General features: G+C 71.8%; 14 protein-coding genes, 1 tRNA gene and 1 riboswitch. Of the genes, 8 read left to right on the top strand and 7 right to left on the bottom strand.

Annotated features, from left to right (window positions below; genetic code table 11):
- Positions 1-144 precede the first annotated feature (144 nt).
- From ACIOEW_RS09260 to ACIOEW_RS09250, 3 genes are all read left to right on the top strand, one after another.
- Positions 145-1,389 carry an ROK family transcriptional regulator gene (locus ACIOEW_RS09260; RefSeq protein WP_401962832.1) on the top strand — a complete coding sequence of 415 codons (1,245 nt, stop codon included), beginning with the start codon at positions 145-147 and terminating at the stop codon, positions 1,387-1,389.
- Complete coding sequence (locus tag ACIOEW_RS09255) at positions 1,386-2,348, top strand: formylglycine-generating enzyme family protein (protein WP_401962829.1); 963 nt, start codon at positions 1,386-1,388, stop codon at positions 2,346-2,348. The genes ACIOEW_RS09260 and ACIOEW_RS09255 overlap by 4 nt, the downstream gene beginning before the upstream one ends.
- A gap of 44 nt (positions 2,349-2,392) precedes the next feature.
- Positions 2,393-2,486: riboswitch (TPP riboswitch) on the top strand.
- Complete coding sequence (locus tag ACIOEW_RS09250) at positions 2,476-3,876, top strand: purine-cytosine permease family protein (RefSeq protein ID WP_401962827.1); 1,401 nt, start codon at positions 2,476-2,478, stop codon at positions 3,874-3,876. Its footprint overlaps the riboswitch before it by 11 nt.
- Before the next feature lie 84 nt (positions 3,877-3,960).
- Here the strand turns inward: ACIOEW_RS09250 and ACIOEW_RS09245 are convergent, their stop codons facing one another.
- The 3 genes from ACIOEW_RS09245 to ACIOEW_RS09235 form a co-directional block, all read right to left on the bottom strand.
- A complete protein-coding gene (locus ACIOEW_RS09245) occupies positions 3,961-4,695 on the bottom strand; it encodes a dienelactone hydrolase family protein (RefSeq protein WP_401962825.1) in 735 nt (244 codons plus the stop codon).
- A gap of 170 nt (positions 4,696-4,865) precedes the next feature.
- Positions 4,866-4,939 (bottom strand) — tRNA-Pro (locus ACIOEW_RS09240).
- A gap of 49 nt (positions 4,940-4,988) precedes the next feature.
- On the bottom strand, positions 4,989-7,622 hold the full coding sequence (locus ACIOEW_RS09235; protein WP_401962823.1) for an ATP-binding protein: 2,634 nt from the start codon (positions 7,620-7,622) through the stop codon (positions 4,989-4,991).
- 109 nt (positions 7,623-7,731) lie between these two features.
- On the opposite strand from ACIOEW_RS09235, the gene ACIOEW_RS09230 reads away from it, so the two are divergent.
- Positions 7,732-8,292, top strand: coding sequence for a DUF309 domain-containing protein (locus ACIOEW_RS09230; protein ID WP_401962821.1), 561 nt, complete (start codon positions 7,732-7,734; stop codon positions 8,290-8,292).
- A 170-nt stretch (positions 8,293-8,462) separates the two neighbouring features.
- Entirely contained in the window at positions 8,463-8,795 is a 333-nt protein-coding gene (locus ACIOEW_RS09225; protein ID WP_401962819.1) for a hypothetical protein, read from the top strand.
- Positions 8,796-8,822: 27 nt separating this feature from the next.
- On the opposite strand, the gene ACIOEW_RS09220 is transcribed toward ACIOEW_RS09225, so the two are convergent.
- The 3 genes from ACIOEW_RS09220 to ACIOEW_RS09210 are packed head-to-tail and all read right to left on the bottom strand — an operon-like array spanning position 8,823 to position 12,923.
- The gene (locus ACIOEW_RS09220) at positions 8,823-10,052 is read right to left on the bottom strand and encodes an FAD-dependent oxidoreductase (protein ID WP_362541497.1); all 1,230 of its coding nucleotides are present in this window, start codon (positions 10,050-10,052) and stop codon (positions 8,823-8,825) included.
- The gene (locus ACIOEW_RS09215; protein ID WP_401962816.1) at positions 10,049-11,470 is read right to left on the bottom strand and encodes an NAD(P)/FAD-dependent oxidoreductase; all 1,422 of its coding nucleotides are present in this window, start codon (positions 11,468-11,470) and stop codon (positions 10,049-10,051) included. The genes ACIOEW_RS09220 and ACIOEW_RS09215 overlap by 4 nt, the downstream gene beginning before the upstream one ends.
- A 19-nt stretch (positions 11,471-11,489) precedes the next feature.
- On the bottom strand, positions 11,490-12,923 hold the full coding sequence (locus tag ACIOEW_RS09210) for an FGGY family carbohydrate kinase (RefSeq protein WP_401962814.1): 1,434 nt from the start codon (positions 12,921-12,923) through the stop codon (positions 11,490-11,492).
- Positions 12,924-13,243: 320 nt separating this feature from the next.
- On the opposite strand from ACIOEW_RS09210, the gene ACIOEW_RS09205 reads away from it, so the two are divergent.
- Together ACIOEW_RS09205 and ACIOEW_RS09200 are read left to right on the top strand one after the other, a co-directional pair.
- Positions 13,244-14,251, top strand: coding sequence for a hypothetical protein (locus ACIOEW_RS09205; RefSeq protein ID WP_401962811.1), 1,008 nt, complete (start codon positions 13,244-13,246; stop codon positions 14,249-14,251).
- Between the two features lie 95 nt (positions 14,252-14,346).
- A complete protein-coding gene (locus ACIOEW_RS09200) occupies positions 14,347-15,876 on the top strand; it encodes an amino acid permease (RefSeq protein WP_362541509.1) in 1,530 nt (509 codons plus the stop codon).
- 65 nt (positions 15,877-15,941) lie between these two features.
- Here the strand turns inward: ACIOEW_RS09200 and ACIOEW_RS09195 are convergent, their stop codons facing one another.
- The gene (locus ACIOEW_RS09195) at positions 15,942-16,712 is read right to left on the bottom strand and encodes a sulfite exporter TauE/SafE family protein (RefSeq protein ID WP_401962808.1); all 771 of its coding nucleotides are present in this window, start codon (positions 16,710-16,712) and stop codon (positions 15,942-15,944) included.
- 173 nt (positions 16,713-16,885) lie between these two features.
- Here ACIOEW_RS09195 and ACIOEW_RS09190 point away from each other — a divergent pair, with 173 nt between their 5' ends.
- On the top strand, positions 16,886-18,019 hold the full coding sequence (locus ACIOEW_RS09190) for a substrate-binding domain-containing protein (RefSeq protein WP_401962806.1): 1,134 nt from the start codon (positions 16,886-16,888) through the stop codon (positions 18,017-18,019).
- The last annotated feature ends 61 nt before the right edge of the window (positions 18,020-18,080 follow it).

Below are 18,080 nucleotides of genomic sequence, written 5' to 3'. Positions count from 1 at the left end.
GTGACTTCCCGACGCGTGCCGGTGCAGGCAATTGACCGGAACTGTAGGGATGCCGAGTTTTTTACGTCAACCCTCGGGAATAAACATCTCGTGAATTCGTCCCGGACGTTGACAGAAACCCCTTGACCGATCGACCATGCGTCCATGACGGAACGCACCGATGCACTCCAGCGCCTGCGCAGGGCCAACGAGGCCGCCGTACTCGGCGAGCTCCGCAGGTCTGGCGCGCTGAGCCGCGGCGAGCTGAAGGCACGGGTCGGTCTCTCCCGCACCACCCTGTTCGCGATCGTCTCCGATCTGCTCGAACGCAAGGCCGTCGTCGAGCAGCAGGCCCCCGACCCCGAGCAGCCGCGCGGCCGCGGCAGGCCGGCCCTGGAGATCTCACTCAACTCCCGTGGCGCCGAGCTGATCGGCATCGATCTCCAGCGCCACCACATCCACGTGGTCGTGGCCAACTGTGCCCATGAGATCGTCGGCCGCCACAGCGCGCCCGTCCCGGCGGACAGCGGCGCGGCCGAACGCGCCGCGCAGGCGATCCGCGCCGTCGAGGACCTGGTGCGGCGCGAGAACATCAGCCTCGCCCCCGTCGCGGGCATCGGCCTCGGCCTTCCCGGCTTCGTACAGAACCCCGCCTCCGGCGACCCGCACACCATGACCCCGTTCGCCGGCCATGTCGCCGAGGAGCTGGGCCGGCACTTCGACGCCCCCGTGCTCACCGACAACAACTCGCGGCTCGCGGCTCTCGCAGAGGTGACCTGGGGGGCGGCGCGCGGGATCGAGAACGCCGTCTATCTGCGCTGGTCGGAAGGGGTCGGTGGCGGACTCGTGGTCAACGGCTCGCTGGTCCACGGCGCCCATGGCACCGCCGGGGAGATCGGCCACACCAGCTGCGACCCCGAGGGAAAGCCCTGCCACTGCGGTGGCCGGGGCTGTCTGGAGGGCCTCATCTCCGTCCCCGCCCTGCTCGCCGCCTGCGCCGATCGCGGAGTGACGGCCGCGGACACCGCGGAGCTGATCGCGCTCGCAGCCGGGGGCCAGCCGGACACCGCGGAGGTGTTCCGGAGCGCGGCCGTCGTCGCGGGACGGGTGCTCGCGGCCCTCGCCGCCCAGGTCGACCCCGAGTGCATCGTCGTCTACGGGGAGCCGGCGTCCCTCGACGCTCTCGTCCTCACACCGATCCGCGAGCAGCTCGCCGCGCTGTCCCTGCCGTCCGCGCCTCGCACCATCGAGGTGCGCGGATCCACCCTCGGCTCCGAGGCGGCCGCACTCGGCGGGGTGGCCCTGCTGCTGCGTACCACCGGCCAGGACCTCGCGGAACTGCTCGACCGCCCGGCCCCGGGTACGGATGCCGGGGGCGGCCGGCCGCTCGACGGGGGGATCTCACGGTGAACGTCTGCTGCGGGCCCGCCCGCGAGAACACCGCGCCGGCGACCACTCCCCCGGCAAACTTCCCCGTCCCCGCGCGCCGCCCCGCCGACCTGCTCCGCGGCACGGTGGCAGTACCCGGCGGTCCGTTCCTCATGGGCGGCGAGGACGAGGACGCGTTCCCGGCGGACGGCGAGGGGCCGGTACGGGAGGTGACCGTCGCCCCGTTCCGCATCGACGCGGCCGCCGTCACCAACGCCCGCTTCGCCGTCTTCGTCAAGGCCACCGGTTACCGCACCGAGGCCGAACTCATCGGCTGGTCCTATGTGTTCGGCTCATTCGTCCCACAGGAGGCCCGGCACGCCGTACTGCCGGGCACCGTGCCCGGCGCCCCCTGGTGGCGTGCGGTCACCGGAGCGCACTGGCGCGCCCCGGAGGGGCCGGGCACCTCGATCGGCGACCGCCGTGACCACCCGGTGGTCCACATGTCGTGGCACGACGCGACGGCGTACGCCCGCTGGGCCGGCAAGCGGCTGCCCACCGAGGCCGAGTGGGAGAAGGCCGCCCGCGGCGAACTCGTCCGGGCCCGCTTCCCGTGGGGCGACGAGCTGACCCCGAACGGCCGGCACCGCTGCAACATCTGGCAGGGCGACTTCCCCGTACGCAACACCCGCGAGGACGGCTTCGCGGGCACCGCTCCCGCCAAGGCGTACGCCCCCAACGGCTTCGGGCTCTACAACGCCTCGGGCAATGTCTGGGAGTGGTGCGCCGACCGGTTCAGCGCCGACTGGCACGCCGAGGCCCGCCCGGAGACCCGCTCGGACCCGGCCGGGCCGCCGCACGGCGAGAGCCGGGTGCTGCGCGGTGGCTCGTACCTGTGCCACCGCTCGTACTGCAACCGCTACCGGATCGCCGCCCGCACCTCCAACACCCCCGACAGCACGACGGGCCACGGCGGGTTCCGCTGCGCGGTCACCGTCTGACCCCCCGCATCGCGATCCGCGCACATCCGGCTATCCTGGCCGCCGCACCGGACACGGGGTGCCCCTCGAGGGGCTGAGAACACACCCGTCGAACCTGAACCAGTTAGCACTGGCGGAGGGATGTCTCATGTCATTGCCGTATGCCCAGGACCAGCGCGCGGCGGCCGAAGCACGGCCCGCGTTCGACGGACGCATGCCCACCGCCTCCGGCGACCTGCGCATCGAGGCGCACGGCATAGCCCCCGTGCCCGAGGACCGCCGTTACGGCGGCCCCGGACGGCTGTTCACCGTCTGGTTCGCTCCCAACCTGACCATGACCGGGGTCTTCACCGGCACGGTCGGCATCGCGCTGGGCCTGGACTTCACCACTGCGCTCGTCGCCGTCGTGCTCGGCACGCTCGTGGGCGCCGTGCCCACCGCGTATCTGGGCACCTGGGGCAGCCAGACCGGCGCCGGTCAACTCCCGCTCGCACGGCTGGCGTTCGGCCGCGGTGTCGTACTTCCCGGCGCACTGCAGTGGCTGTCGTCCATCGCCTGGGACGCGCTGATCGGCCTGTTCGGCGGGGACGCGCTGGCCCAGCTGTGCGGCTGGCCGTTCTGGCTCGGCGTGCTGGTCATGATGGCCGCCCAGGGCGCACTCGGCGTCCTGGGGTACGAGGTGATCCACCGGCTCCAGACGGTGATGACGTTCGCTCTTGCCGCCGCCTTCATCGTGCTCGCCACGAAGCTCCTGCACGGCGTCCACCCCGCCGCCACCGGCTCGGCGCACGGCGCCGACCGGGCGGGCGCGTTCGTCCTGACGTGCACCATCGCACTGAGCCTCGCACTTTCCTGGGCCCCGTACGCCAGTGACTTCAGCCGCTATCTGCCGCGCACCGCCTCCCGGCCGCGCATGTTCTGGTGCACGCTGCTCGGCATCAGTGTCTCCTTCGTGGCGGTCCAGGCCCTCGGCCTGTGGGGTGCGTCCGTCTTCACCGATCAGACCGCGCGCGGCATCGACACGCTGCTCGGCGGGGGCGCTCTCGGAGCGTTCGGGCTGCTAGCCGTGGCCCTCGCCGCGCTGTGCAGCAACGCCATGAACGACTACAGCGGATCGCTGGCGTTGCAGACCATGGGGGTCCGCCTGCCGCGCCCCGCCGCCGCGGCACTCGCCGCCGTACTCGGTTTCCCCCTCGTGCTGTGGATGCATGCGGCCGACACCACGACACGTTTCCAGAACGTCCTGCTTCTCGTCGGCTACTGGATCCCCGCATTCGTCGCGATCGTCGCCGTCGACTGGACCGTCCGGGCGAGGACCCGCAACGGTTCCCCCGTCGACCTGGCCGCCGAGAGCTCCCGCCCCCAGCCGTGGTGGCCGGCACTGACCGCCTTCACCCTCGGCTTCGCAGCGGCGATACCGTTCATGAGCACCAGCCTGTACGTGGGTCCGGCCGCCGACGCGCTGCACGGGGCGGACCTCGCCTACGGCGTGGCGTTCCTCGTGGCCCTGGCGGTCTACGCACCCCTACGGCTGCGCCACCGGCCCTGACGGGGCATGACATTCCACTGCAGGGCCGGCTCCGCAGCCGCGGGCTTCAGGTCCGGTTTCGGCGCCGTTTTCGGGGCCGGATCCTCAGCCCTCGGCCAGGGTGCGGCCGAGGAGGGGCAGCAGGCGGTCCCAATGGCGTTGCAGCGCGGCAGGGTCGAAGGCATCGGTATCGGACATGGTGAAGCCGTGCACCGTGCCGGGGTAGATCTCGGAGGTGTAGGCGACACCCGCGGCGTCCAGGACCTTGTCGAGCTCGCCGAGAGTCTCGGGAGTCATGTCCGTCCCGGCGTGGCCGAAGTAGACCTCGCCGGTGAGACGGCTCAGGCTGTCGGGCCCGTCGGCTCCCACGGGGCCGTGGAATCCGGCGACAGCGGCCACCTGGCCGGGATGGGCCGCGGCGGTGCGCACTGCCAGCAGGCCGCCTACGCAGTAGCCGGTCACCGCGACCGGTCCGGCGACGACCTCGGGCCGGGTGGTGAGAAACCCGAGGTAGGCGTCGGCGTCGCTCAGGGCACGTTCGACGGTGTGCGCCTCGATCAAGGGCATCAGCTGCTCGAACAGCTTCGCCCGGGCCTCGTCTCCGATGTGCTCGGGGAGTTCGATCACCGGCGCCGGGCCGTTCCGGTAGAAGATGTTGGGGACGAGCACGTAGTACCCGTGCTCAGCCAGTTCGCGGGCCATCTCCCGCAGCGCGGGCCGGATCCCGAAGCCGTCCGAGTACATCAGGACACCTGGGAACCGCTCGCCGCCGTCGGGGAAGGCGGCGAAAGCGTCGGCCCGGCCGGCCGCAGTGGGAATGTGCAACGTCTTGATGGGCATGAGTTCTCCTGTCGTGGTTGACGTGTCGAGCCGTGATCAGCACGACAGGAGGCGGAGCCCGCCCGGACCGCGAAGACGGTCGGGAACGGTCGGGAAAGGCGTCGCGAAAATGATCAAGGGGCCGTTTCAGATTGCTCTGAAACGGCCCCTTGATCTACGACTCTTTCAAGTCGGGACGACAGGATTTGAACCTGCGACCCCTTGACCCCCAGTCAAGTGCGCTACCAAGCTGCGCCACGTCCCGCTGTCAGTCCCCCGGACCTGCCGGGCGGCTGCGCAGGACAAACATTACCTCACTCCGAGGACCGGATCGACGCCCGTGCCTGCTGGGCGCGAGTTGCCAGCCCCTCGGCTCCGCAGGCGGTGGCCAGCTTGTGCGCGCGGGCCAGCTCTCGCGGCGACCGGGTGGCGACGCCGTGGTCGAACAGAGCGAGCGCGAGTTCGTAGCCGGACGGCGACGCCTCCAGGTGGCGGACCGCCTCGCCCAGCAGGTGGGCGGCTTCCTCCGGGCGGGCGAAGAGGGAGACACAGCGCAGCGCCTCACCGATCGCCGTGTCCGTGCCGAAACGCTCGGCGTGCACCCGGGCGGAGTTGGCGAGCTGGGCGGCGCGGCCCGGGTCGTCGTCTGCCAGGGCGCGGGCCAGGTCACCGGCCCAGGGGCCCCAGATGCCGTTGAACCTCCCGCGCGGTTCGAGGGCCTGTCCGGCAGCCTCCAGCTCCGTGACGGCCTCCTTCGTACGGCCTTCGGCGAGCAGCAGCCGACCGCGGACGCACGGGGCGTCCGGCAGCACCATGGCGCTGGGGTAGGGCAGGCCGAAGTCGTACTGGTCGGCGATCTTGCGGGCCTCGGTGATGCGGCCCCGGGCCAGCAGCGTGTCGATGAGCAGACAGGCGGCGTCCCAGTGGACGGGCAGTCCGCTGCCCACACGGTCGGCGAGGCGGAGTCCCTCGCGCAGGAAGCCCTCCGCCTCGGCCAGGCGGCCGCGACGACGGTGGACCAGGCCCAGCAGCGTGTGGGCGAAGGCCAGGTGGGCACCGCTCCATCCGGAGATCTCGAAGGCGCGCACCGCCTCGCCGAATAGCTCCTCGGCGCGGTCCAGTTGGTCGGTGAACGCGTAGGTGATGCCGAGCAGGGTCGGGAGCTCGAAGCCCCATTCGGTGTCGGTCCAGCCGAGGCCGCGGGCGGGGTGGCCGTTGACCAGGGCGCGTTCGCTGAGGTCCACGATCAGCTGGGAGTTCTCACCGCGCAGCATCGCGTCGAAGGCGCGCAGCGTGAGCAGCGCCCGCTCGGCGTTGTCCCGGCCGGTGAGGTGGTCGGCGTTGGCGGCGAGCCGGCGCGAGCGGCCGGGGCCGTCCTCCTCGGTGGCCTGCATGCCTTCCCAGAGGAAGTGTGCGGCCTGGAGGCGCATCAGGCCCGGTCCGGGTGCCGTGCGCCCGGCCTCGGCCGCCAGGGCGAGGGCCGCCTCCTTCAGCTGGTTGTTGTGCGACAGCGCGGCGGCGAGCCGGAAGGTGGCATCGACCCGCAGTTCGTCGGCGAGGCCGGGCATGTCGAGGGCGGCGCGCAGGTGCTGCACGGTGGTGGGAGGCGAACTGAGCAGCGTGGCGCAGCCCAGTTCGTAGAGCAGGGTGGCGCGCGCGTCATGGCGCGGGGGTTCCTGGAGAGCCCGCTCCAGACAGCGGCGTGCCGCCTCGGGGGCGCCGACCGCGAGGTGCTGGTTGGCGGCCGCCCGCAGCTGCTCGACCAGCTCTTGGTCGTCGTCCGGATGGACTTCGAGCAGGTGGCGGGAGGCGGCGGCCGGCCCGAGTCCGGCCCGGGTGATCGCCCAGGCGGCCCTGCCGTGCATGGCGGTGCGGGTAGCCGGCGGAATGGAGCGGTACACGGCAGTGGCGATCAGGGGGTGTACGAACTCCAGGGGGTCGAAGCCGCTGACGATACGGGCCTCGCGCAGCCGGGCGGTGCAGTCCGCCGCCTCGGCGGGACTCATCCCGGCCAGGGTGGCGGCGAGGTCCTGGGAGATGTCCGTACCGAGCACGGCGGCGGCCCAGGCGAACCGGTTGGCGTTGGTGCCGAGCCGTTCGAGCCGGGCGACGAGTCCGCTTCCCCGGGCAGATGCGCCGAGTTCACGCAGGAGTCCGGCGGACTCCTCGAGCGGGGCCAGTTCGCGGTCCTGGACCTTGGCGACGAGTTCGACCGCTTCGTAGGGGTTGCCGCCGGTGACGGCCCACACCTCGCGGCAGAACGGGTCGTCGGCGTGCTCCCCGAGGGTGGCCCGGACCAGTTCGGCGGTGGCGTCGGGGGTGAGAGCCCGCAGGGCGACCCGGACCTGTGCCGGATGGCCGCCCGCCATGGTGCGCTGGGCCTCGCGGGCCGCGAGCTCCACGGGGCGGTGTGCCTGGACGACGAGGACCTTCAGTTCGCCGAGCCTGGCGGTGAACGAGGCGAGCCAGGCGAGGGATTCGCCGTCCGCCCAGTGCGCGTCGTCGATGATGAGCAGCAGCGGACGGTGGCTCCACCGGGAGGCGAGCTGGGAGACGACCCAGTCGAGGCCGTCGCGCACACCCTGCGGGTCGGGCTGCGGGCCGGTCGGCTCGGCGAGGCCCAGGGCCGGTGCCGCGATCTCGTACCAGGCCCCGAACAGGGCCTTCACGTCGTCGGCGGGGAACTGGTCCAGCGCGGGCTGGAGCAGTTGGCGTACGACGTGGAACGGCACCGAGGTGACCGTCTCGCCGCCGCGGGCGGACCAGACGGTGCACCGGTCGGCCGCCATGGCCCGGATCTCGGCCAGGAGCGCTGTCTTGCCGATGCCCGCTTCGCCGCTGAAGACCAGCAGCCCGCCGGTCGCCTGCGCGCCGCACAGTGCGTCAACTGCTTCTGCGGCGGCGGCGAGTTCCGGTTCTCGCTCGTACAGCGGCCGGGACGGCTTCATGCCTACCCTTCCCCAAAGTCGTATCGATGACAGTCGAGCCTAGTCGTGCGCGGGGGGCCACCAACAGTGGTTCGGGCAGTTCATCGCAGGTACGAGGCACAATCGAGGGGTGGACGAGACTCGCAGGGACCGGGACACCGAAGGCAGGGCGCACAATGCGCGCCCCCGGGACGGGCTGGGGCGCCCGTTGCCGTACGGCACGCCGGGGGTGGAGCGGCAGCCGGAGGGGGTGGTCCGCGCCCCTTCGGAAACCGTACGGGAGGCACAGCGGCTGCTGGACGCGGGAATGCCCTTCCATGCGCACGAGGTCTTCGAGGACGCGTGGAAGTCGGGTCCCGAGGCGGAGCGGGAGTTGTGGCGGGGGCTGGCCCAGCTGGCCGTGGGACTGACCCATGCGGCCCGCGGGAACGCGACGGGCGGGGCTCGACTGCTGCGGCGGGGTGCGGCGGCGCTGACGGCGTTCGCCGGAGCAGGCGGGTCCGGCCGGCCCGCGGAGGCCGCCGGCGAGACGGCTGCGTCCGACGCCTCCGCCGCGACGACGGCGCACGGGATCGGCATCGGCGCACTGACCGGCTGGGCCCTGGAACTGGCAGCGCGGGTGGAGGACACGGGCGCACCGACCGTGGACGCTGCCGCCGAGGCACCGCGGCTGCGACCGGACGGCGGGTGACACAGGCCTCGCCCCGCGACCGGACGACCGACAGAACGGGCGACTGACAGCACGGGTGCCGCAGGAGTCGGGCGGCGAAGTAGTCGGGCGGCACCGAACTCCCCTTACTTTCCCTGCCCTTGACCCGGAGCGGTGAACACCGCCGTGCAAAACCATTACCATCCGGCGTCATGAGCACTTCTGACCAGGACCAAGCCGTGGACGCACCCATAACCGCACCCGAGGACACCGCGGAAGCCGAGGACCGGAGACTGACGCCGCGGCAGGCGAGACGCCTGCGCATCGTTCTCTCCTCGGTCGGAATGGCGGCGATGGCGGTCGTTCTCGGGCTACGGATCGCGAGCAGGTCCTCCGTCCTGGTAGTCGGGGTGTACGGGGTCGCGCTGATCCTGTGCGGGATCGTGATCGAGCTCAGCAGGAACGGCCGGACCCGGCTCGGCAGCTGGCTGCTGGGCGTCGGTCTGGTGGCGGCGATCGGTTCGGACTGGCTGCTGATCCCCTGAGTGTTCGGATGATCCCCTGAGAGCCGGTCAGCCGACCGAGACGCGCACCGTGCCACCGTGCGGATCGGCCCGGTCCAGCCAGTCGGCGGGCAAGTGGAAGGGGCGGCCCGGCCGGGCGGGCCGGAGCAGGCGCCGGTGGTACAGCTCCCGCCCGTCCTGATGGACGACGAGCAGCGGGGCCGTGAGCCGGCGGCCGGTGCGCAGGATGAAGCGGTTGTTGAGGGGCCGGTCACCGTCGGGGCCCATCAGGTTGGGCGCGATCCATTCCAGCGGGGCCGCGACGGCGAGCGCGGGCCGGCCGGCGGGCCAGGCACCGGTCGCCAGATGGTGTCGTACGGGGGCGGCAAGGGCCCGGCCCTCCGCCGCCGCGGTGCCGGCGCTCTCCACCGCGTGGAGCAGATTGCCGACGGCGAAGACACCGGGTGCCTGGGTGCGGAACGCGGCATCGTGGGCGGGGCCTCGGGTGCCGGGGTCCAGGGGGACCTCGCCGCGCCGCGCCAGTTCGTGGTCGGGGATCCAGTCGCCGGTGAACACCACGGTGTCGCACGGCAGGGTCGTCGTGCGGCCGTCCTGATGGCGCACCGCGACCCCGGTCAGCCGGGTGCGGCCTGTCAGGGCCGTGACGGTGGTGCGGGTGAGCAGCGGGGCGCCCTGGCGTGGTCCCAGGGCTGCGGGAAGGACCGGCGGACGGTCGGTGACCCGGGCGACGACTTCGACTCCGGCGGCGCGCAGGGTGCCGGCGGCGGCGATGCTGACCGCTTCGTCGCCGACGATCACGGCCCGGGTGCCGACGTGCTGGTGGTGGACGTGGACGGCCTGCTGGAGCTCTCCGGTGGTGTAGACGCCCGCCGGGCGGGTTCCGGGGACGAGCCGCGCGCTGCGCGGGCGTTCGCGGGCTCCGGTGGCGAGGACGACGGCCCGTGCGGTGATCCGTTCGAGCCCGCCCGGTCCGGTGACGTCGAGGGTGCGGGGTCCGGCCCAGCCGGTGACGGTGATGCCGGTGCGCAGGGTGGCGCCCGCCCGTGTCGCCGCGGCCGTGGACCGGCGGGCGTACTCGGGGCCGTTCGTCCCGCCGTTCGGACGGCTGCTGCCGAATCCCGCGTGGTGGCAGTGGCGCGGGATGCCTCCGGCGCTCTGTTCGCGTTCCAGGACCTCGACCCGGCGCACCCCGGATGCGGCGAGTTCCGCTGCGGCGCCCAGTCCGGCCGGTCCTGCTCCGACGACCAGCACGTCGACGGTCCGCTCGCGGCGGGTCATGGCCCGGTCCCCTCGATGAGTGCGCGGAGCCCGGCCCCGCAGTGGAAGCCCTGGCAGCGTCCGTTGCCGGCCCTGGTCCTGCGGGCCAGACCGGCGACGGATCGCGGTGGGAGCGTGGAGCCCAGCGCGTCGCGGATCTCGCCCGCGGTGACGCGTTCGCAGTGGCAGACCAGGGTGCCGTACGCCGGGTCCCGGGCGATGAGCTCCGCGTCCAGGTACGGGCGGCCGGCCGCCTCGCCGAGGCCGGGCATGGTGAGGGGTTCCAGTTCGGCGGGGGTGCCTGGGTCGAGTCCGGTCCGGGCGAGGAGGCCGGTGACGTGGTCCGCGATGGCCATGGACGCGGTCAGCCCGGTGGAGCGGATGCCGCCGACGGCGATGTAGCGCAGGTCGGGGTACTCCTGGATTCGGTAGTCCTCCTGGCCGGTGGCTGCCCGCAGTCCCGCGTAGACGGCGGTCACCTCCTCGTCGAGGAGCCGGGGCAGGATCCGGCGTCCCTTTTCCCGCAGCAGGGCGATGCCCTCGTGTGTCGACTCGGTGGCGGTCTTGTCGCCGAGTTCCTCGGCGGTGGGACCGAGGAGGACGTTGCCGAAGACCGTCGGTGCCACCAGAACCCCCTTGCCCGCAGAGGTGGGGACGGGGAGCAGGATGTGGCGGACGAGGTCGCGTGCGAGCTTGTCGAACACGATCAGCTGGCCGCGGCGCGGAGTGACGGTGAAGACGTCGTGGCCGAACCGGCGGTCGATCTCGTCGGCGTGCAGCCCGGCGGCGTTGATCAGGAAGCGGGTGCGCAGCGGTCCGCGGCCGGTCGTCAGGGTGTGGACGGCGTCCCCCGGTTCGATGTCACGGACCGGGCAGTCCAGGTGCAGATGGACGCCCGCCCGGACGGCCTGGGTGGCGAAGGCCAGGGGCGTGGTCCAGGGGCAGATGACCGACTCGTCGGGGACCTCCAGCGCGCCGAGCGCTCCCGGGCCGAGGTGGGGTTCCCGTTCGGCGACCTGGTCGGCGTCCAGCAAGCGGGCCGCGTGGTAGCCGTTGGCCTCGGCCTTGGCCAGCAGGGCGGGCAGCGCGGCGAGTTGTTCCGCGTCCCAGGCGACGAGGAGGGCGCCCACGCGTTCGACGGGGATGCCCGTCCGGGCGGCGTACGCGGAGAGCCTGTGCTGTCCTTCGCGTACGAGGCGGGCCTCCAGCGAACCGGGAACGGCATCGAAACCGGTGTGCAGGATCGCGGTGTTGGCCTTGGATGTGCCGTTGCCGATGTCGTCCGAGGCCTCGACAAGGGCGGTGCGCAGGGGGTAGCGGGCCAGTTCGCGGGCGATGGCGGTGCCGACCACGCCCGCTCCGACGATGGTGACGTCATACGGGGCTCCGCCGGGCAGCGTCGGCAGCGGTTGCCCGGCGCCCGTGACGGTGTGTGTCATCGGGCTGCCCGGGCAGCGTTCATGACCGTTCCAGGAGGGTGTCGACGGCCGCACGGAATCCGGCGAGGCGCTCGGCCGCCTCCGCGGGGCCGATCCGGGGTTCGTACACCGCGGCCGGCCGCCAGGCGGGTACGGCCTCGGCGAGGGTGAGCCCGGGGTCGATGCCCAGCCGGGCCACAGCCCCGGCGCCGAGCGCGGTGACGTCGGGCAGCGCGGACACTTCGACGGGGCGTTGCAGCAGATCGGCCTGGGTCTGCATGAGGAGTGCGGAGCGGGTCAGTCCGCCGTCGACACGGAGCTCTGACAGCGGTGAGCCCAGATCGGCCGCCACCGCGTCGGCGAGCTCGACGACTTGTGCGGCGATGCCCTCGCAAAGCGCCCGCACGAGGTGGCCTGCCGTGGTGTCCAGGCTCAGGCCGGTCACCGAGCCGCGCAGGTCGCCGCGCCACCAGGGGGCGGCGAGACCGGCGAGCGCCGGGACGAAGGTGACGCCGCCGGAGTCGGGGACGCCGCCGCCGACGGGGTCGAGGTCGGCGGCGCCGGAGATCACCTTGAGGTCGGTGAGCCAGCGGACCGCGGAGGCGGCCGTGTAGACCTGTCCGTCCAGGCAGTAGCTGGTATGTCCACCGAGCCGCCAGGCCACGCAGCTGACCAGGCCGCTGGAGCCGCGCCGCGGAACGGGACCGGTCTGGGCAAGGAGGAACGCGCCCGTGCCGTAGGTGCACTTGGCGGTTCCGGATTCCAGGGCGCCCTGTGCCAGCAGGGCGGCCTGCTGGTCGACGAGGAGGCCGGTCAGCGGAATCTCGCCGCCGAACGCGGTCGTCGTGCCGAACGCCCCGGCCGCGTCGACCACGGACGGCAGGCGTTCGCCGCCCAGGCCGAAGAGGTCCAGGGCGGCAGGCGACCAGCCGACCTCGTCGAGGTCGAGCAGCTGGGTGCGGCCGGCTGTGGCCGCGTCCGTCACGAACGCTCCGGTGAGCCGGTGGACCAGCCAGGAGTCGCTGGTGGTGACGACGCCTTCCGCGGTCAGTTCGCGGCGGATCCAGGCCATCTTGGGCGCGGCGAAGTAGGGGTCCAGCGGCAGTCCGGTGAGGTGCTTCAACTCTTCCTGGTGTGGTGCGAGTTCATCACAGATCCGCTCGGCCCGCCGGTCCTGCCAGACGATCGCGTCGGTGAGCGGCTTCCCGGAGTCCGGGTCCCAGGCGAGCACCGTCTCACCCTGGTTGGCGAGGCCGACGGCGACGACGGGTTCGGCAGCCTCGGCCAGGGCCTGCGCCCCGGCGTCGAGGACCGATCCGAGCAGTTCGCCGGGGTCCACCTCGACCGCTCCCCCGGGACCGTACCGGGGGCGCACCGGAGCGGAACCGGAACCGATCACGCCCCGCTCGGGGCAGATCACCAGCGCCTTCGTTCCGGAGGTGCCCTGATCCACGGCGAGTACCGGGCCTGTCATCGGGTCTCCAGCGGTACGCAAGCCCTGCGGCTTGAACGGAATCGTGATCTTCGGTCGCCGGAGCCCAGGGTGGTCCAGCCCAGCGGTTACGTCAAGCGCCCGCAGGGCATGCGTACGGAACCCCGCACGGACTACCAACCTCCTCTTTGCAGGCGCGACTTGAAGAAGATCCACGATTCGTTCGGGAGTTCGGCCCCCAGGGCTCTACACTCACCGCCGAGCAACAACCGTACGCTTTACAGCAGTTCACCATTCAACTGCTGCTCCACCCCCCACGTCCAGAGGATCGATGAGTCCGACACCACGTCCCGAGCACATCCATGGCCAACAGTGAATTCCGGCCGGTCTACCATCCGGCCGGGCACGACAACGAACTCCGCTCCGCGTTACAGGACTTACGCACCGGGCGCTGGCTCTCCATGCGGGATCTGCTGGAGAGCACCCCGGACTGGACCCTGTGGACCCAGCGGACCCAGGTGCTCGGGGCGGTCGCCGCGGGATCGGACGCGGTACAGGCCTGGCTGACCGAGGAACCGCGCAGCGTCGCGGCCACCGTGATGCACGCGCGGGTCGCCGTCGAGCGGGCGGTCCGCGCCCGCCGCGCGGACCACCCCAGCGGGCAGGAGCTCTGGCAGGAGGCCTGGGAGGCATGCCGTTCGGCCGCCCACGCGTCGCCCGCGGACCCGGTGCCCTGGGTGTGCCTGCTGGCCCTCGCCCAACTGGACGAGCGCCAGCGCCTGGAGGAACACCGGCTGCATCCGCCCGGGCCCATGCTCTTCCCCGGGCCATGGGGCCTGCTGGCGGAGGCCGACAAGCGCGATCCGTACAACCGCGAGGCCTACCACCGCATGCTCCAGTTCGTCTATGCCCGCCGGGCCGGTGGCTCCCTCTCGGAGGCGGTCAACTTCGTTCAGTGGGCGGCCTCTTCAGCGCCTGACGGATCGGCCCTCCACGTACTGCCGCTGTATGTGCGGGTGGAGCGGTACCGCCGCGATAGGGGCCACGAGAAGGCGCTGGACCTGCACTGGGTCACCGAGGACGCGGAGCGCGAGGCCCTGCGCGCCCTGGAGATCTGGTTCCTCCGCACCCCGCGGTCCACCCACACCCTGCTCGATCTCAACCATCTGGCACACGCGCTGTGGGGCGCGCTCCAGTTCGCCGAAGCGGCTCCCGTGTTCCAGGAGCTCGGCCCGTACTTCACCTCGCTGCCCTGGGCGTACCGCACCCGCATGCCCAAGGACTCCGGCAGCGCCGAGGAAGTGTTCCTGCGCGCCCGCAGCCGCGCCCTCGCAGCAGCCCGCGATCCCGGCCGGGGGCCGCACGGCTGAGCGTGAAACCGCTCTTGCCCATGTCCTTACGTCCCGTTCCCCGTTCCCTCTTCCCCTTTTTCCTCTATCCCTTTTCCGCTCCCGGAGGTCTCCCCATGTCCATATCCACCTCGAACCGGAAGGGTGCCGAGGCCGTCCCGCCCAAGGACGAGGAGCAGCGGCTGCGCGAACTCGGCTACCAGCCGGTGCTGGCACGCCGCATGGGCGGTTTCGGCAACTTCGCCATCAGCTTCTCCGTCATCTCGATCCTGTCCGGCTGCATGACCCTGTACGGCTTCGGCATGTCCACCGGTGGTCCGTCGGTGATGCTCTGGGGCTGGGCCGGGGTCGGTCTGTTCGTGCTCTGCGTCGGGATGGCGCTTGCCGAGGTCACCAGTTCGTACCCGACGTCCGGGGCGCTGTACTACATGGCGGACCGGCTCGGCGGCCGCAAGTGGGGCTGGTACACCGGCTGGCTGAATCTGCTCGGGCTGCTCGGCGCGATCGCCGGCATCGACTACGGTGCCGCGCTGTTCACCGGTGCGCTGATGAACCTGCAGTGGGGCTTCACCCCCACTCCGGGCAAGACGATGATCATCTTCCTCTGCATCCTGCTGCTGCACGCCGTGCTGAACCTCTTCGGCGTCCGGCTGGTCAGCGTGCTCAACTCGATCAGTGTGTGGTGGCACCTGGCCGGTGTCGCAGTGATCGTGTCCGTGCTCGCCATCGTTCCCTCGCACCACCAGTCGCCGTCGTTCGTCTTCACCGAGTTCGTCAATGACACCGGCTGGGAGAATCCGCTCTACGTGGCGGCGATCGGTCTGCTGCTGGCGCAGTACACCTTCTGCGGCTACGACGCCTCCGCCCACCTGTCGGAGGAGACCTCGGACGCCTCGGTCTCCGCGCCCCGTGGCATCGTCCGTTCGATCTGGGTCTCGTGGCTGGCCGGTTTCGTGCTGCTCGCCGGGCTGACGTTCGCGATCCAGGACTACAAGGGCACCCAGGAGAGCGCCACCGGAGTGCCTCCGGCCCAGATCCTGATCGACGCGCTGGGGACCTCGGGCGCCACGGCGATGCTGCTGATCGTGATCGCCGCGCAGCTTTTCTGCGGCAACGCCGAGGTCGCGGCCACCAGCCGGATGGTGTTCGCGTTCAGCCGGGACAACGCGCTGCCGGGCTCCTCGCTGTGGCGCAAGGTGAGCGCCCGCACCCAGACGCCGGTCAACGCGGTGTGGCTGTCGGTCGTCGTCGCCGGGGTGCTCGCCCTTCCGTCGCTGTACTCGGCGACCGCGTACGGGGCGGTGACCGCGATCAACGTCATCGGCATCACGCCCGCCTACGCCATCCCGATCTACCTGAAGCTGCGTGCGGGTGACCGCTTCGAGCGCGGGCCGTGGCACCTGGGCCGCTGGTCGAAGCCGGTCGGCTGGATCGCCGTGGTGTGGGTCGTTCTCGTGACCGTGCTGTTCCTGCTGCCGCAGAGGTCTCCCGTGACGATCGACTCGATGAACTACGCGTCGGTCGCACTGGTCGCGGTGCTGGTCCTGGCCACCGTGTGGTGGTTCGTCGCCCGTGGTTCGTACGGCACGCCGTCGGCGTACGGAAACGCTCGCGAGCAGGCGGAGATCGAGGAGGACATCGTCTGACGGGCGGTCTCCCGGTCATGCCGGCCCTTCCGGATCACTGCGATCCGGAAGGGCCGCGGACGCTCTCACGGGTTCAGGAGCAGTTGCAGGCCGCCCAGCACGGTGGCGCCGATGACGAGGCGTTCGAAGAGCCGCTGATTGATCCGGTCCACGCACTTCCGGCCGATCCCGGCACCCGGTACGACGAACACCAGCATGCAGGCGTCGAGCAGCAGTGACTGCGCGTCGATCAGCCCGAGGCCCACGCTGAACGGCACCTTGGACGTGTTGACGATGAGGAAGAACCACGCCGACGTGCCGAGGAAGCCGAGTTTGCGGAAGCCCGCGGAGAGCAGATAGAGCGACATGACGGGACCGCCGGCGTTGGCGACCATGGTGGTGAATCCGCCGAGCACCCCGTACGAGCGCGCCTTGAGCCGCTCGGCCGCGGTGGGCGGGGCCGAGCCCGCCGCCGGTTCCGCTCCCACGGCCGCGGTGCGGCGCCGCCAGACCGTGACGCCCGCCATGAAGATCAGGATCGCGCCGATGGAGGTCCGCACGGCGGCGTCTCCGGCCCACGTCATGAACAGCGTGCCCGCCACGACGCCCACCGCGACGGCCGGGAAGAGCCGCAGCAAGGTGGGCCAGTGCGCATGGCGCCGGTAGGTGAGCACGGCGAGCAGATCGCCCGCGATGAGGATCGGGAGCAGTACTCCGGTGGACTCGCGGGCGGGCAGTACCGCCGCGAAGACCGCGAGACTGATCGTGTTGGCACCGCTGACGGCCGTCTTGGAGAAGCCGACGAGTGCGGATGCCGCGGCCAGTGCCGCCAGTTGCCAGAGTGTGAGGGTGTCCATGCCAGGGACAGATCGTAATCCCTGTGATTGTCGGCCTTGCGTGAGCCCTGGCTGCCGCATGGCTATGCTGCGCTCCAAGCGCTCACCAGAAGCGCTCAAACGCACATCGCGCAGCGGTGGGTCCGGGTCTCTCCGGCCCTGACCCACCGGACGGACCTCAGGGGGCCAGCAGCATGCGGGAGCCGGTTGAAGTCAGGCGTCAGCGAATCCTGGCGGTGGTGGAGTCGCGCGGCGCGGTCAAGGTCAGTGCGCTCGCGGACGAACTGGCCGTCTCCGTGGTCACGGTGCGGCGGGACGTTGAGGAGCTGGCACGGGCGGGGCGGTTGCGGCGCGGGCACGGAGTGGCCCGGCCGGTGCGCGATCCGGCGGGTCCGCCGGCGGTTCCCGCGCCGCGGGGCGGCGATCCCGCCGCCGACGGGGGCGCGGTCGCCCTGGTCGTACCGGAGCGGCATTCGTACCTGTACGAGACGCTGCACGGAGCCCGGACCGTGCTGGAGGAGTCCGGGATCCGTATCGCGCTGTACCTCGCGCCGCAGTCGGCCGATGCCGAACGGCCGCTGGTGGAGCGGGCGCTGGCGGACGGGGCACGCGGACTGCTGATCGCCCCCCGGTGGCGCAGCTTGCTTTCCGAGGAGCTGGACTACGGGTGGCTGGCGGATGCCGGCGTGCCGACCGTGCTGATGGAGCGGCGGCCCCGGCCAGGCAGCACCCTGCACGCCCTGGACTCCGTCTGTTCCGACCACTGGTACGGGACGCATCTCGCCGTGGAGCACCTGGTGTCACTGGGCCACCGCCGGATCGTGCTGGCCGCCCGGGACGACAGCCCGACGGCACGCACCGTACGCGCCGCGTTCGCCGAGATCGCCGCCGCCCACCCTGACGTGGAGGACTGGACAGTGGTGCTGAGTTCGCCGGACTCGGTGCCCGGCCCCGGCCCGTCCGGAAGCAGTGGCGACGCACCCGGTCTCGATCTCGCCGCACTGCTGCGCGAGCGCGGGGCCACGGCTGCGGTGCTGCATGGCGACGTGGATGCGCTGATGCTGGTGCAGCGCCTGGCCGGGAGCGGTGTGCAGGTTCCCCGGGACTGCTCGGTGGTGGCGTACGACGACGTGGTCGCGGCGCTGGGCAGCACCCCGCTGACCGCTGTGTCGCCGCCGAGGGCCGAGATCGGCAGAGCGGCCGCCCAGCTCCTGCTCCACCGGCTCTCCGGAGCGGCCGGTGCGCTCGGCCCGGTGCGCCGGACGCAGGTGCTGCCCGAGTTGAAGGTACGGGGATCGGCACAGGCGATCACTCCCACCATGGACTGATCGTTTGACCGCTTGAATTTTCTTCTGAGCGATCTATTGACCGCTACCGATCAGCCGATCA

The sequence above is a fragment of the Streptomyces sp. NPDC087901 genome (assembly GCF_044742205.1).
GTDB lineage: Bacteria > Actinomycetota > Actinomycetes > Streptomycetales > Streptomycetaceae > Streptomyces.
This window is presented reverse-complemented; position numbering and strand designations above follow the sequence as displayed.